General features: G+C 34.8%; 16 protein-coding genes and 6 tRNA genes. 3 read left to right on the forward strand and 19 right to left on the reverse strand.

Features of this window, described 5'->3' with window-relative positions; genetic code table 11:
• Positions 1–31: 31 nt before the first annotated feature.
• Genes accB through AB8S09_RS06215 form a run of 9 tightly spaced genes read right to left on the reverse strand, consistent with a single transcriptional unit; the run spans position 32 to position 7223 of the window.
• Complete coding sequence (accB, locus tag AB8S09_RS06175; RefSeq protein ID WP_294182818.1) at positions 32–499, reverse strand: acetyl-CoA carboxylase biotin carboxyl carrier protein; 468 nt, start codon at positions 497–499, stop codon at positions 32–34.
• Between the two features lie 2 nt (positions 500–501).
• Complete coding sequence (fabF, locus tag AB8S09_RS06180; RefSeq protein WP_294182816.1) at positions 502–1740, reverse strand: beta-ketoacyl-ACP synthase II; 1239 nt, start codon at positions 1738–1740, stop codon at positions 502–504.
• Between the two features lie 24 nt (positions 1741–1764).
• On the reverse strand, positions 1765–2505 hold the full coding sequence (fabG, locus tag AB8S09_RS06185) for a 3-oxoacyl-[acyl-carrier-protein] reductase (RefSeq protein WP_294182941.1): 741 nt from the start codon (positions 2503–2505) through the stop codon (positions 1765–1767).
• 16 nt (positions 2506–2521) lie between these two features.
• Positions 2522–3460, reverse strand: a complete 939-nt coding sequence (fabD, locus tag AB8S09_RS06190; protein WP_294182814.1) for an ACP S-malonyltransferase — start codon at positions 3458–3460, stop codon at positions 2522–2524.
• Positions 3461–3467: 7 nt separating this feature from the next.
• Positions 3468–4409, reverse strand: a complete 942-nt coding sequence (gene fabK, locus AB8S09_RS06195; protein ID WP_294182812.1) for an enoyl-[acyl-carrier-protein] reductase FabK — start codon at positions 4407–4409, stop codon at positions 3468–3470.
• 5 nt (positions 4410–4414) lie between these two features.
• Positions 4415–4648 (reverse strand): acyl carrier protein, encoded by a 234-nt coding sequence (locus tag AB8S09_RS06200; RefSeq protein WP_294182810.1) that lies wholly within the window; start codon positions 4646–4648, stop codon positions 4415–4417.
• 26 nt (positions 4649–4674) lie between these two features.
• Positions 4675–5652 (reverse strand): beta-ketoacyl-ACP synthase III, encoded by a 978-nt coding sequence (locus AB8S09_RS06205; protein WP_294182808.1) that lies wholly within the window; start codon positions 5650–5652, stop codon positions 4675–4677.
• Positions 5645–6121, reverse strand: coding sequence for a MarR family winged helix-turn-helix transcriptional regulator (locus AB8S09_RS06210; protein WP_294182806.1), 477 nt, complete (start codon positions 6119–6121; stop codon positions 5645–5647). The genes AB8S09_RS06205 and AB8S09_RS06210 overlap by 8 nt, the downstream gene beginning before the upstream one ends.
• Before the next feature lie 4 nt (positions 6122–6125).
• A complete protein-coding gene (locus tag AB8S09_RS06215) occupies positions 6126–7223 on the reverse strand; it encodes an NAD(P)H-dependent flavin oxidoreductase (protein ID WP_369868695.1) in 1098 nt (365 codons plus the stop codon).
• Between the two features lie 328 nt (positions 7224–7551).
• On the opposite strand from AB8S09_RS06215, the gene AB8S09_RS06220 reads away from it, so the two are divergent.
• Positions 7552–8550 carry a DnaD domain protein gene (locus tag AB8S09_RS06220; RefSeq protein ID WP_294182802.1) on the forward strand — a complete coding sequence of 333 codons (999 nt, stop codon included), beginning with the start codon at positions 7552–7554 and terminating at the stop codon, positions 8548–8550.
• Positions 8543–9529, forward strand: coding sequence for an ATP-binding protein (locus AB8S09_RS06225; RefSeq protein ID WP_294182798.1), 987 nt, complete (start codon positions 8543–8545; stop codon positions 9527–9529). Before AB8S09_RS06220 ends, AB8S09_RS06225 begins: the two co-directional genes overlap by 8 nt.
• A 35-nt stretch (positions 9530–9564) precedes the next feature.
• On the opposite strand, the gene AB8S09_RS06230 is transcribed toward AB8S09_RS06225, so the two are convergent.
• The 8 genes from AB8S09_RS06230 to AB8S09_RS06265 form a co-directional block, all read right to left on the reverse strand.
• Positions 9565–9640: transfer RNA gene (locus AB8S09_RS06230), tRNA-Thr, on the reverse strand.
• A 5-nt stretch (positions 9641–9645) separates the two neighbouring features.
• Positions 9646–9722: transfer RNA gene (locus AB8S09_RS06235), tRNA-Asp, on the reverse strand.
• Positions 9723–9759: 37 nt separating this feature from the next.
• A tRNA-Val gene (locus AB8S09_RS06240) sits at positions 9760–9835 on the reverse strand.
• 27 nt (positions 9836–9862) lie between these two features.
• Positions 9863–9937, reverse strand: a tRNA-Glu gene (locus tag AB8S09_RS06245).
• A 105-nt stretch (positions 9938–10042) separates the two neighbouring features.
• Positions 10043–10119 (reverse strand) — tRNA-Asp (locus tag AB8S09_RS06250).
• A gap of 16 nt (positions 10120–10135) precedes the next feature.
• Positions 10136–10261, reverse strand: coding sequence for a hypothetical protein (locus AB8S09_RS06255; RefSeq protein WP_294182796.1), 126 nt, complete (start codon positions 10259–10261; stop codon positions 10136–10138).
• Positions 10262–10263: 2 nt separating this feature from the next.
• Positions 10264–10338 (reverse strand) — tRNA-Glu (locus tag AB8S09_RS06260).
• Positions 10339–10564: 226 nt separating this feature from the next.
• The gene (locus AB8S09_RS06265) at positions 10565–10957 is read right to left on the reverse strand and encodes a CoA-binding protein (RefSeq protein ID WP_294182791.1); all 393 of its coding nucleotides are present in this window, start codon (positions 10955–10957) and stop codon (positions 10565–10567) included.
• A 176-nt stretch (positions 10958–11133) separates the two neighbouring features.
• On the opposite strand from AB8S09_RS06265, the gene AB8S09_RS06270 reads away from it, so the two are divergent.
• Positions 11134–12363: a BaiN/RdsA family NAD(P)/FAD-dependent oxidoreductase gene (locus AB8S09_RS06270; RefSeq protein ID WP_294184464.1), complete on the forward strand. Its 1230-nt coding sequence runs from the start codon at positions 11134–11136 to the stop codon at positions 12361–12363.
• Positions 12364–12386: 23 nt separating this feature from the next.
• Here AB8S09_RS06270 and AB8S09_RS06275 read toward each other — a convergent pair whose 3' ends face one another.
• Positions 12387–13145, reverse strand: coding sequence for an acyl-[acyl-carrier-protein] thioesterase (locus tag AB8S09_RS06275; protein WP_294184462.1), 759 nt, complete (start codon positions 13143–13145; stop codon positions 12387–12389).
• 137 nt (positions 13146–13282) lie between these two features.
• Positions 13283–14569 carry an adenylosuccinate synthase gene (locus AB8S09_RS06280; RefSeq protein WP_294184460.1) on the reverse strand — a complete coding sequence of 429 codons (1287 nt, stop codon included), beginning with the start codon at positions 14567–14569 and terminating at the stop codon, positions 13283–13285.
• Positions 14570–14596 lie beyond the last annotated feature (27 nt).

Consider the following 14596-nt stretch of genomic DNA (forward strand, 5'->3'; position numbering starts at 1 on the left):
GAAGATCAATTTCTCAAGATTACAATTATCTTTAATTATCAGTCCTTATCTTAAAAAGCGGCTGCCCGTACTCCACCATTTGCTCATTTTTAACCAAAATTTCCGATACTTCTCCGTCTACTTCACTCTGGATTTCATTCATAAGCTTCATAGCCTCTATTATACACAGTACATCACCTTTCTTGACTTTAGAACCCACACTGACAAATGAAGGTTTGTCGGGATTAGATGAACTATAAAAGGTACCTACGACAGGCGATGTGACAATCTTAACATTCCTGGCATCATTTTTCTTTTCCACTTTATCTGGTTCAAGCCTACTCACATTTCTCCCATCTTCTTTTCCATATCCCTTTTCATATCTCTCCAGTACAGTTTTGCCTTCGCTCTTCTTTTCTTTCTTCATCACTATGGATATATCCTCCCAGTTAACTTCCAAATAAGCAAGTTTTGAATTATCCATAACTTTTATCATATTTTCAATTACCCCAAAATCCATAATTACTCACTCCACTTTTTTAATAAAATAACTGCATTATGACCTCCAAAACCCAGAGAATTCGACATAGCATATTTCACTTCCCGGCTTCTGCCTTTATTAGGTATATAATCAAGATCACATTCTTCATCTTTTTCTCTATAACCTATAGTAGGTGGAACATAATTATCTACAATGGATTTAACACATACTATAGCCTCTATTGCTCCTGCAGCACCTAAAAGATGTCCTGTCATGGATTTTGTAGAACTTACGGGAATTTTCTTTGCAAAATCTCCAAATACATTTTTTATAGCTTTTGTTTCAGATTTATCGTTGCTTATAGTTCCTGTACCATGGGCATTTATATACGAAACCTCTTTTTTATCTATTCCCGCTTCGTCTATAGCTATCTGCATAGCTCTTGCTGCTCCCTCACCTTCCGGATCCACAGCCGTTATATGATAGGCATCACAAGTGGAACCATATCCAACTATTTGAGAATATATATGGGCATTTCTCTTTCTTGCATGCTCTAGGGATTCCAATATAAGAATACCCGAGCCTTCCCCCATAACAAACCCACCTCTTTCTCTGTCAAACGGAATAGAAGCCCTTTTTGGATCTTTGCTTCTGCTAAGTGCAGTCAATGATATAAATCCAGCTATGGAAAGCGGTGTTATGCAAGCTTCTGCTCCTCCTGCAATCATTATGTCAGCTCTTCCATCTTCGATCATTTTATAAGCCTCACCAATGGCATTGGTACCTGTAGCACATGCAGATACTACCGTCATGCAAATACCTTTAGCTCCAAATTTTATAGCTATATTACCTGCAGCCATGTTTCCTATGATCATAGGTATAAAAAGAGGTCTTATTCTATTGGGACCTTTTTCCATAAGGGTACTGTGTTCCTTCTCTATCGTACTTATACCGCCGATACCTGAACCTACCACTACTCCCAGTCTGGATTTATCTACGGCATCCAAATCAAGCCCAGAATCTTTTATTGCCTCTTCTGTGGAAACCAGGGCAAATTGTGAAAATCTGTCGAGCCTTCTAGCCTCTCTTCTCCCTAAGATCTCATTTGCATCAAAATCTTTTACTTCAGCCGCCAATTTCGATTTAAAATTTTCCGTATCAAAAGCCGTAATAAAATCTATTCCACAGACTCCATTTTTTATGTTGTTCCAAAAAGTTTTGACGTTATTTCCCAAGGGTGTGACTGCTCCCAATCCTGTAATTACAACTTTTCTTTTCATAAATCTCACCTAACCTTTAAAAATTTACATTACCATTCCGCCATCTATTTTTATTACCTGTCCAGTTATATAATCCGAATCATGTGATGCCAAAAAAGATACTGCATTTGCGACATCGTAAACAGTTCCAAACCTTTTCAGGGGTATAGTATGCAATATATTTTCCTTCACCTTGTCTGATAAGTTCGCTGTCATATCCGTCTTTATAAAACCCGGTGCCACTGCATTTACATTTATTCCCCTCGATGCCAATTCTCTGGCCGTAGATTTGGTAATTCCTATTATTCCGGCCTTTGCGGCAGAATAATTTACCTGACCTGCATTACCAGCTATACCCGACACTGAAGATATATTTATTATTTTACCACTTCTTTGTCTGAGCATGACAGGACTTACATGTCTGATACAATTAAACGTACCTTTTAAATTTACTTCTATTACTTTGTCAAAGTCACTTTCTTTCATCCTCAAAATCAACCCATCTCGTGTTATTCCCGCATTATTTACCAGAACATCTATTCTTCCAAAAGTATCTACAGTCTTCTTTATAATACTTTTTGCTTCTTCAAATATGCTTACGTCCCCCTGGATAGCAGCTGCTCTGCCGCCTCCATTTTCAATTTCATCCACAAGTTCTCTTACCTTAGATGAACTACTTCTATAATTAACAGCTATGTCAAATCCATCTTTCGCTAATCTAAGTGCAATAGCCCTCCCGATACCCTTTGCTCCTCCTGTAATTACAGCTACATTCCCACCACTCATATCCATCTTGTTCCTCCTATCTGTTCTTTAGCACTTCCACTGTATTTTTCAAAGAATCAACATCCTGAACATTTAATAAAGTGGCTTTTCTATCTATTCTCTTTACAAATCCGCTTAATACTTTCCCAGGACCTATTTCTACAAAAGTGTCAGCCCCTGCTTCAAGCATGGTATTTATACATTTTTCAAAAAGTACTGTACTCATGACTTGTTTTTTCAACAGTGCTTTTATATCCCGGGAACTTTTAATAATTTCTCCCGTTACATTGGTAACTACCGGAATCGAAAATTCTTTTATTTTTATTTTCTTCAATTCCAACTCCAGCTTTTCAGCTGCTGGTTTTAACATGGATGTATGGAAAGGCGCACTTACTGAAAGTTTAATTGCCCTTCTGGCACCTTTTTCCTTCAAGATCTTACAAGCAGTTTCAACTGCCTTCACTTCTCCCCCGATTACTATTTGTCCCGGACAATTTACATTAGAAGGCTCAACTACACCCGAAGTTTTACAAGCTTCACAAACATTTTTCACCGTTATATAATCCAGCCCTATGATAGCAGCCATAGTTCCAACACCTTCAGGCACTGCTTCCTGCATATATCTGCCTCTTTTTTTCACCAAAGCAACAGCTTCCTTAAACTCCATAGCACCACTGCACACGAGTGCAGAATATTCTCCCAAGCTCAAACCTGCTGTAATATCGGCCTTGATGCCAAAGCTCTCAAGCGCCCTCAATGCGGCTATACTGGTAGTCAAGATTGCCGGCTGAGTATTTTCCGTCTTATTCAATTCTTCCTGTGGACCTTCAAAGCACATTCTGCTTATAGGAAATCCCAATGAGTTGTCCGCATCTTCAAATACTTTCTCACATATATCCATATTCTCAGAAAGATCTTTTCCCATACCTGCAAATTGAGCTCCTTGACCCGAAAATAAAAAAGCTATTTTCCCCATAATTAATTTACCTCCAAATATTTTTTATATTTTCAATATCATTAGCTGCCTGTTTAAGTGTTTCTTCTATTATTTCACTGCAGCTTTGTTCTTTAGTTACAAGGCCTGCTATCTGCCCTGCCATAATAGAGCCATTATCTACATCACCTTCTTGAGCTGCTCTTGATAAAGCTCCTTTCCCCAGCTTTTCATATTGTTCCATGGAAGCCCCTTCCTTTTCTAAAAGCTGAAACTTTCTCACCAATTTATTTCTAATAACTCTCACAGGGTGTCCTGTAGCCCTTGCTGTAACCTGGGTATCTATATCTTTGGCTTTCAAGATCTTGTCTTTATATCTTCTATGTACTGTACATTCTTTGGCCACCAAAAATTTTGTTCCCATTTGAATTCCCTGAGCACCAAGCATAAAAGCTGCAGCCATTCCCCTTCCATCTCCAATACCTCCTGCTGCAACTACCGGTATATTTACAGCATCAACTACCTGAGGAACTAATGCCATAGTAGTCAGTTCACCAATATGGCCCCCCGATTCACATCCCTCTGCTACAACAGCATCTACCCCTTCTCTTTCCATTCTTTTGGCCAAGGCAACAGATGCCACTACCGGTACAACCTTTATATTATTTTTTTTCCACATATCTATATATTTCCCCGGGCTTCCTGCTCCTGTAGTTACAACTTTGACATTTTCCTCACAAACCATCTTAGCTACTTCTTCCGCCGATTCTGATAAAAGCATTATATTTACAGCAAAAGGCTTATCGGTAAGTTTTTTTGTCTTTCTGATTTCATTTCTTACCCAACTTAAAGGTGCATTTCCCGTAATAGTACCAAGGCCTCCTGCATTGGAAACCGCAGCAGCAAGTGAACTATCTGCAATCCAAGCCATTCCCCCTTGAATAATTGGATACTTTATTCCAATTATATTGGAAAATAAAGAATTAATCATATATATTAGTCCTCCTGTTTTTTAATTTTATCCTTCGTAACATTTATTAAATCTTCTATAGTTTTTATCTCATCCGCATCTTCTATTTCAATTTGAAATTCTTCTTCAACTTCAATTATTATTTGAAATAAATCCAACGAATCCATGCCCAAATCTTCAAAAGAAGTTTTTATACCTATGTTTTTTTGTTTTAATTCAAGCTGATCTATTATTATTTTTTTTATTTTTTCAGTTATCATTGCTTCCCTCCAAAACTCTATACGGATTATAATACCTCAATTATAATTCCCCCATAAGTTAATCCTCCCCCGAAACCTATGATAAGAATCTTATCCCCGCTTTTCACAAGATTTTTTTTATATATTTCATCCAAAGCTATTCCAATACTAGCAGCAGATGTATTGCCGTAAATATCCAGGTTGGTATAGAATTTATCAGGATTTATCCCTAATTTCTTGGCAACAAATTCTATTATCCTGTAGTTAGCCTGATGCGGAATTATGTATTTAATTTCTTTCAAACTATATCCCGATTCAACAACCATCTCCTTTACCAGTTTAACTAAAATTTTTACCGCAAACTTGAATATTTCCTTTCCATTCATACTAACCGTACCCTTATTCAAAGATACTTTAGTTTTGGACAAGAAATTATTCACCGGCACTGCAGGGCAGACCAGAGCATCTCCCTTACTGCCATCTGAACCTGTACTTATGGAAATTATACCCTCTTTATCTCCCTTTTGCAAAATAACGGCTGAAGCTCCATCCCCAAATAGGATACAAGTATTTCTATCCTGCCAATCAGTTACCTTTGAAAGAGTTTCAGCTCCTATTACAAGTGCAGTACTGAATCTTCCTGTCCTTATAAACTGAGCAGCAATATCTATTCCATATACAAACCCAGAACAGGCTGCAGATATATCAAAGCAAGTAGCATTGACGGCCTTTATATTTTTCTGCACTATACAAGCCGTTGACGGTATAAAATCATCTGGAGTGGATGTAGCCAGCACTATAAGTTGAATATCATTTACATCTATTTTTGCACTTTTTATAGCATCTACTGCGGCCTTTGTGGCCATATCCGAAGTATTCTCTTCTTTTGATATTCTCCTTTCTCTTATTCCCGTCCTGCTTACTATCCATTCATCGTCAGTACTTACCATATGGCTCAGTTCGTCATTATCTACAACTTTAGAAGGTACATAGCTTCCTGTACCTATAATTTCAACTTTATTCATTGTTTTCTCCTTTTAAACCAGTTTCAAGGTTGTATTTTGCTTTAAAAAATTTATTTAGTTTTTCCAGCGATTTAACTAAAGTTTTTTCCTCTTGCTTTGTTAAACCACTTATAGTTTCTTTAACCATATCAGAATGAAATTTTTGATGCACCCTAAAAGCCAGTTTTCCTTTCTTTGTTAATTTTATAAATACGATTCTTCTATCCTGTTCACTGCGTTCTCTTACAACGTATTCTTTTCTTACCAGATGATTTATAGCCGTGGTCAATGTACTAAGGGTTATATCCAACTGAGAAGCCACTTCTGTCATAGTTCTCGGCTTATACATACCTATAGCCTCTATCGTATGTATTTCTGTAATGGATAGATCTTTAAATATGGAATATTGAAGAGATTTTTGTTCTATTTCTAAAATATCATTGAAAAGATCTACCAACAATTCATTTATGACATTTATACCCTTATTCATAAAATCACCACTTTAATAAATTTGTCATCTTATCATTTGTATATAAGCTCTCCGCCTCTGTAACAAGCTCTTTCATAAGCTCCTTAACTTTAACTATCTTATCTATTTTATAAGCGTTGCTGCCAACAAAAACAAGTCCTTCCTCTGTTTTACCTTCAACAGAATTGATTAAAGCTTCAGATATACAATAGGGAGTTTTGTCAGGATCACACTTTTTTAAACAATTATAACATTTACTTGGTACAATTCTATTTTTCTCAACTTTCTGTATGAATTTATTATTTATTGCCCTTCCAGGAAGACCTACAGGACTTTTTATTATTTTTATATCTTCTTTTTTTGAATTTACATATGCCCTTTTAAAATTTATATGTGCATCGCATTCTTCTGTAGCCACAAAACGAGTTCCCATCTGGACTCCTTCTGCCCCCAATTTTAAAAATTTCACAATATCCCGTCCTGTATAGATGCCACCTGCAGCTATTACAGGAATATTTTTTTTACATCCGAATGAGTTTACAACTTCAATAACATCATGTACTATATTCTCCAAACATTCCTTTCCCCTTTGAAGTTGTTCCAGGTGAAATCCCAAATGTCCCCCTGCTTTCGGCCCTTCCACTACAATTGCATCCGGCGCTCTATTATATCTCCTAATCCAGCTTTTCATTATAAGGGAAGCCGCTTTTCCTGAAGAAACTATAGGTGCCAACTTAACATCACTCCCTAAAACAAGTTTTGGAAGCCTAAGTGGAAGTCCTGCACCTGATATAATTATATCGGCCTTTTCTTCTACAGAAGTTTTTACCATGCTGTCATAGTCACTTATGGCCACCATGATATTTACTCCAATTATACCTTCAGGACATAACTCCCTAGCTTTTCTTATCTGCTTTCTCAAGGCTCTGATATTCGCCTCTTTAGTATTCACTTCAAAATCTGGCTCCTTATACCCTATTTGCACTGTGGAAATTATTCCAATACCGCCTTCCCTTGCCACTGCCTGTGCAAGTTTATATCCGGAAACGCCCACGCCCATACCACCTTGAATAATGGGTACAGGAGCCTTTAAATTTCCTATAATTAATGGAGGTAATTCCATTTAACTCTCCCCTTTAAAATTTTTGATTATCAAATATTTTGACAATCAAAGTATATATTAAAAAATTAAAACTGTCCATAGCTTTTCATAATAAAGTTAATATTTTTTCCTATTTATGTATAAATTATCTTATGATCTTGATTTCAGGCATAATCACACTACCCCCATTTCAAATTCATATACATATTTATAAAAATCCACACTATTTTTAACACACAGTAATTTCCACAATAGCTATCCATTTCATTGTTATATTTTTTTATTTTGATATAATATTTTAGTAGAGCAGCTTTTTTAAAATGGATTTTATAAAAGGCAGGTAAAAAATATGAGTACTTTTGTATTTAAAACTGATGAAACAAACTACACACCTGTAAGCAACGTCTTTATAGACAAATTCATGCCTAAAGCCCGTGGGGAATTTGTCAAGGTGTATATTCTTGGGCTAAAATACTGTAAATCCGGCGAACTAGGTGTAAGTTCACAAGTTATGGCAAGCGCTCTTCATCTTTTGGAAACAGATGTATTGAATGCTTGGAACTATTGGAATGACGAAAATGTCATCAAAATGATACCAGCTGACAACATGGGAAATTACAACATAGATTTTTTAGATTTGACAGATAAAGAAACTGAAAAGAAAAATAACATAAATTTATTAGAAGAACTGAGTAAAGATTCCATTAAAGATATGCTTGAAGACATAGAAAAATCCATGGGCAGACCTTTGTCTTCAGATGAAATGACCATGTATATAAGTTGGATAAATGATTTTAATTTTTCTCCTGAAGTTATACTTATTCTAGTACAATATTGTACGGCAAAGGGTAAAACAAACACCAGATATATAGAAAAAACTGCTTTATCCTGGTTTGATGCAAAAATAAAAAATGTAGACGACGCACAGAATTTCATAAAAAAACGTGAAGACAGGTGGTCTAAAATAAGAAAAATTTTAAATTATCTAGGTATAAAAGATGGGGAAGTAATGAAACCAGAGGAGGATTTGCTTTCAAAATGGACTGAAACCTATAATTTCCCCTTAGAGGTAATATATAAGGCTTGCAATATATGTTTTGAGAGAATAAATAAAGCTGATTTCAAATATATTGACGGAATACTAAGCAGTTGGAATAAAAATAAAATCAGAACTTTAGATGACATTAAAAAAAAGGATGTAAAAAAAGTACCTCATAATAATTTTAAAAATAATACCAGAAATACAAGAAATAAAAATTCTCAAAGTACTTTCAATAATTTCAAACAGAGAAATTACAATTTTGATGATCTAGAAAAAAAATTACTAGGGTGGGATAAAAATGATTAAAAGCTGCCATTCCAAAATAATGAAAATATATGAAAGAACAAGAGAAGAGGATGAAAGAGCATTAAATAACCGGAAAAAAGAAATTGGGAAAAAAATCCCTGAAGTAATTGATATACAGAGATCCATAGGAAAATTGAGTTTGGAATTATCAATCAACATATTAAACAATATTAAAAATAAAGATAAATATTTAAAAGAACTAAAAGAAAAAATCACAGATCTGAAGATCAAAGGATCTGAATTATTGGCAATTAATAATTACCCTGTAGACTATCTCGAAATGCATTATCAATGTCCGAAATGCAAGGACACCGGATTTATAGGTCACAAAAAATGCAGCTGTTATAAACAGAAACTTATAAAATTGTATTATAATAATTCTGATTTAACAAATATATTGAGTAAAAATAATTTCGACAATTTTAATTTTCAGCTATATTCTCCATTAAAAGGCAAAGAAAACCCAACCAGTCCGAGAAAAAATATAGAGAGAATAGCCTCTATATCCTGGAATTATATAGAAAATTTCTCTTCCTCCGATGAAAATCTTCTGTTCTATGGGAATCCAGGTACAGGTAAAACCTTCCTCTCGAACTGTATATCGAAGGAACTTCTAGATAGAGGATACTTAGTAGTTTACAGAACTTCAGAAGCTTTAATAGAAGATCTGAGAACCATAAGATTTAAAAATGACGGTGAACTAGAAGATTTTCTTTTGAATTGTGATTTACTTATAATAGACGATTTAGGTTCCGAGCAGATAACAGACTTTTCCAAAACTGAGCTGTTTAATATCTTAAACAGAAAATTGTTAAAGCAAAAAAAAATGCTCATATCAACTAATTGTGATCTGGAAGAACTTTTAAAATCCTATTCAGAAAGAATTTCTTCAAGGCTGCTGGGAGAGTTTACCCTATGTAAATTTTTTGGGGAGGATATAAGAATAAAACAAAACATACAGAATAAAAATATAAAATAAGGTCTTTACAGCCTAAATGCTGTAAAGACCTTATTTGGTGCTGGCAGTAAGCTTCGAACTCACGACCTACTGATTACAAGTCAGTTGCTCTACCAACTGAGCTATGCCAGCACATATGGCGACTCAGAAGGGTATCGAACCCTCGACCTCCGGCGTGACAGGCCGGCACTCTAACCAGCTGAGCTACTGAGCCATAGATAAATTTACTGTTAGTTTTTAAAAACACCATGTGGTGGGCACAACAGGGCTCGAACCTGTGACCCCCTGCTTGTAAGGCAGATGCTCTCCCAGCTGAGCTATGCGCCCCTGCATTTCTACAATTGACCATTATTATGGTGACCCCTAGCAGACTTGAACTGCTGTTACCACCGTGAAAGGGTGGTGTCTTAACCACTTGACCAAGGGGCCTTTACTTTTTACAGTTTTTTAATCTAAATGAGTAAACCTCCCTTTTTGAGTAGACTTCCCATTTAAATTATTGCTATTTACTTTACAAATATATATTTGCATACATGGCGACTCAGAAGGGTATCGAACCCTCGACCTCCGGCGTGACAGGCCGGCACTCTAACCAGCTGAGCTACTGAGCCACAGATAAATTTACTGTTAGTTTTTAAAAGCATCATATAGTGGGCACAATAGGTTCAAATCTCTGACTCTCTGCTGCAGAGCTTCAGGAAAATTTTCCCCTACCGAGCTTATACAAACCCTTGTACCACTATAATTGGCCACTATGGTGACCCCTAGCAGACTTGAACTGCTGTTACCACCGTGAAAGGGTGGTGTCTTAACCACTTGACCAAGGGGCCTCAACCATTCTCTCATGTTACATCTTGCGACCTGACATAGTCTATAATACAAAATATTTTTTAAAGTGTCAACACCTTTTTATCATATTATCGAATTCATTTCTTTATATTATCTCTAAAATCCTTATACACCAACACTTTAAGAGTATTCCTAGGTTTTTAAATTAATTAAACAAATTCTTACCTATTACAGCACAATTTATCAAATCTCAATAATTATCTGAATTCAAACTATACTTTGATTACCATATCTTTTGGATAATTCTACAAGTGCACATCCACAAATGACGTCCATTCCATTATCGTTACAGAAATCCAATATCTCCCTGCTCTCAGCTCCGGGCTGTACTAACACTTTATCCACCCCTGCAACTCTTGCTGCCTTAACTATATCAATTCCTCTGCCGGGGTTTATACACAAATCCAGCACATGGACATTGGAAAGAGTCTTTTTCATATATTCAAAGTCACTTTCAGTAATATTTTTAGGATTTATTCCAACAACATTAAATCCTGAATTTTTCAAAGAATTCAATATCTTGAACGCATATTTACCTTCTGTAGAAACATTCCCGGCTACTGCCCAATTTTTATAATAGAGAAAATTAGAAGCTTTCATATTTACACATTCCTTTCCATAAAATAATTTGATTTTTAACATTATTATAAACAATTTTCACAAACATATATACTTTTTATTATAATTAACAATTTATATTATTAAACTATGTTAAAAATATTATAAATAAGCTAAAATATAAAATAGGCTGGAAATTAAGAAGGAGGTAATATAAGTTGTTTCATGATATAATTGTAATCGGTGCAGGTGCCTCTGGCCTTATGGCTTCAATCACGGCAAAAGATTGTGGAAAAGATGTAGGAATAGTAGAATCCAAAAATAGAATGGGTAATAAAATTCTATCTACAGGAAATGGCAGATGCAATATAACAAATAGAAATATAAAATTTAACAAATATCACAGTAAAAACCCTGATTTTTTTAAAAATATTTTAAATAAATTTTCAAACAAGGATACAATTTCATTTTTCAACTCCCTAGGTCTTCCCCTTATAACTCTGGAAGATGGAAAAATGTACCCTCTTTCCCTTCAAGCTTCTTCCGTACTGGATATATTAAAAATGGCAATTGAAGATAGAAATATACCACTTTATTTGAATTCCAAAACCAATAACATAATTCGAGACGGAGAGCATTTTAAGATCTTTTGTCAGGATAAAATTTACAAATGTAATAAAATCATACTATGTACCGGCGGTAAATCTGCTCCTCACACTGGCTCTGATGGTTCGGGTTTTAATATATGCAAGAAATTAGGTCACAGTATAGTAACTCCACTTCCTGCTTTAGTACAATTAAAGCTAAAATACAATCATTTAAAGGCTCTATCTGGGGTAAAGTTCAATGGATATGTGGATATACTCGTAGATAATGAAGCAAAACAGAGGGAATATGGTGAAATTCTTTTTACAAATTATGGCATATCAGGTCTTCCAATATTGGAAGTAAGTCGTATGGCTTCCTGCAGTTTAATGAGGAAAAAATCTGTGAAAATTAGAATTGATATGCTTCCAGGCTTCAAAAAGGAAATGCTTCCAGAACTTTTGGAGAACCACTGGGGAACTTTCTATTATAGAAGTGTATATGATTCATTTATAGGAATAATAAATAAAAAAATCATACCAATACTTTTAAAAGAAGCTTCAATAGAAAATATTAATAAATCCTGCTGCGAGCTAAACTGGAATGAGAAAAAAAATATATACAATCTATTGAAATCCTGGGAATTTAAAGTATATGGCACCAATTCCTTTGAGAACTCGCAGGTTACCTGTGGCGGCGTAAATACCCATGAAGTAAATTGCACCACACTTGAATCTAAAAAAATTAAAAATTTATACTTTGCCGGCGAAATATTAGATGTAGATGGGGACTGCGGCGGTTTCAACCTACAATGGGCATGGAGTTCAGGTTTTACAGCAGGCAAAAGTGCTGCTGAAACATAATTTATCCATATTTCCTTCACCTTTTATTTTTCTTCAATACCCCAAATGGCTTCTATTACAGACAATTCCTTCCCTTTTTCATCAACAATCTTATGAAGGGATATGTATCCTTCTTCATCTTGTTTTTTTAATTCAGTGAATATTTTTATTTTTTCACCATATAATGCCTCTTTCTCATAAGTTATATTTATATGTTTTATAGTATATTTTAGTATTATATCTAAAGGTATAGTCTCCAAAATCCAATCTATATATTTTACATTATTCACATGCCTATTAGTATCTATATCACTGTATCTGACATTAAAACTTTTTTCTATGCTGAATTTTTCAGGTAATTTCACCTTTTTAATGAATAACGGTTTATTATCTTTTTTAGTCAATCCAAAGATCTTATACATATCTTCGCCTATGCGTAATATTCTCCTCTTGTTAGTATCTATTAAAAGCCATATGGAGTTGGCTCTTGCTATTATATTATCCTTCTCATCAAAGGCTTCAAAAGTTCTGTAACCATAAAACTTTCTAAAAGAGTAGGCATTAGTTCTAACTTTAATTTTTTGACCATATTTTGGATAACGGTTTATATCTATGTTCCATTTATACAGTACCCAGGCCATTCCCTTTTCCTTTGAATAAGTCAAACTACCTCCCACATTTTCAAAATGTCTGGTAGCTATATCTCCAAAATAATTTACAAGGCCGGTTATAAGCAATTTTTCATTATAATCTATTTCATAATAATTTACCTCATATTCTTTTTCAGCTGCAGATCTATTCATTATTTCCCTTCCCTTCAATAAAAATTATATTATAATATATAATTATAATATAATTTTTATCCTTTTCATAGAATAAAATATCATCTTTAAATAAGTCCTATCATAAAACTCATTTAAAGATGATATGAATTCATTATTTAAATATGATTTATCTCTATTGTCTGATCTCTTCCCGGTCCTACAGAAACTATAGATATTTTAGTATCCGTAAATTCTTCTATCCTGCTTAAATATTTTTTGGCATTCTCCGGCAATTCATCATAAGTTCTGGCATTTTCTATACTTTTATCCCACCCGCGAAATTCTTCATATACAGGTTTGCACCTAGCCAGATCATTTAAACTTGCAGGTATATGATCTATAATTTTTCCGTCAATTTTGTATCCGGTACAAATTTTTACCTTTTCAAGACCAGCCAAGGTATCTATCTTAGTAATTGCAAAGCTCGTGAGTCCCGAGAGTCTGCTGCTGGTTTTAAGTATAACAAGATCCAGCCATCCGCATCTTCTGGCCCTGCCTGTGGTAACTCCATATTCATGACCTCTTTCTCTAATCCAGTTCCCTGTTTTATCAAAAAGTTCTGTAGGAAAAGGACCTTTCCCAACTCGTGTAGTATAAGCCTTCGCCACACCTACAGCACCCTTTATCATAGTAGGTCCAATTCCAGATCCCGTGCAAACTCCTCCTGCAATAGTACTGGAAGATGTCACATAAGGGTAAGTCCCATAATCTACATCCAGCAGAGTCCCCTGTGCCCCCTCAAACAATACCTTTCTGTTATTTTTTATATTTTTATAGATTACAACTGAAGTATCCTTTACATAAGGTAACAGCGCTTTTCCATAATTGACATATTCATCATATATTGAATCAAAATCCAGGGGATTTTCTCCATAGACTTTAGTTATTATATCATTTTTTACTTTCAAATTTTCTTGGAGCTTTTCCTTAAATACTCCTTCTTTTATAAGATCACATACCCTTATACCGCTTCTCTCCATTTTATCAGTATAACAGGGTCCAATTCCCTTTCCCGTAGTCCCGATATCTTTTTTACCTCTGGATCTTTCTTTAATCCCGTCCAGAACTTTATGGTAAGGCATGACAATTTGTGCTCTGTCACTGACAACCAATTTCTCAGGTGAAATATCAACATGCAATTTTTTCAAATAATTTATTTCCTCAAACAGAGCTTTTGGGTCAAGTACTACTCCATTTCCAATTATATTGATTTTGTTTTTATAAAGTATCCCAGATGGTACAAGATGAAGCTTATACTGGTTATCTCCCACTTCAACTGTATGTCCTGCATTGCTGCCGCCTTGAAATCTAACAACAATATCTGAATTTTTAGCAAGGTAATCTGTCACCTTACCCTTGCCTTCATCACCCCATTGGGCTCCTAAAACAATAAATGCTGACATAAGATTTTTCTCCCCTTTTTATATAGA

It is taken from the genome of Clostridium lapidicellarium (genome assembly GCF_041224415.1).
Lineage (GTDB): Bacteria > Bacillota > Clostridia > Clostridiales > Clostridiaceae > Clostridium_B > Clostridium_B lapidicellarium.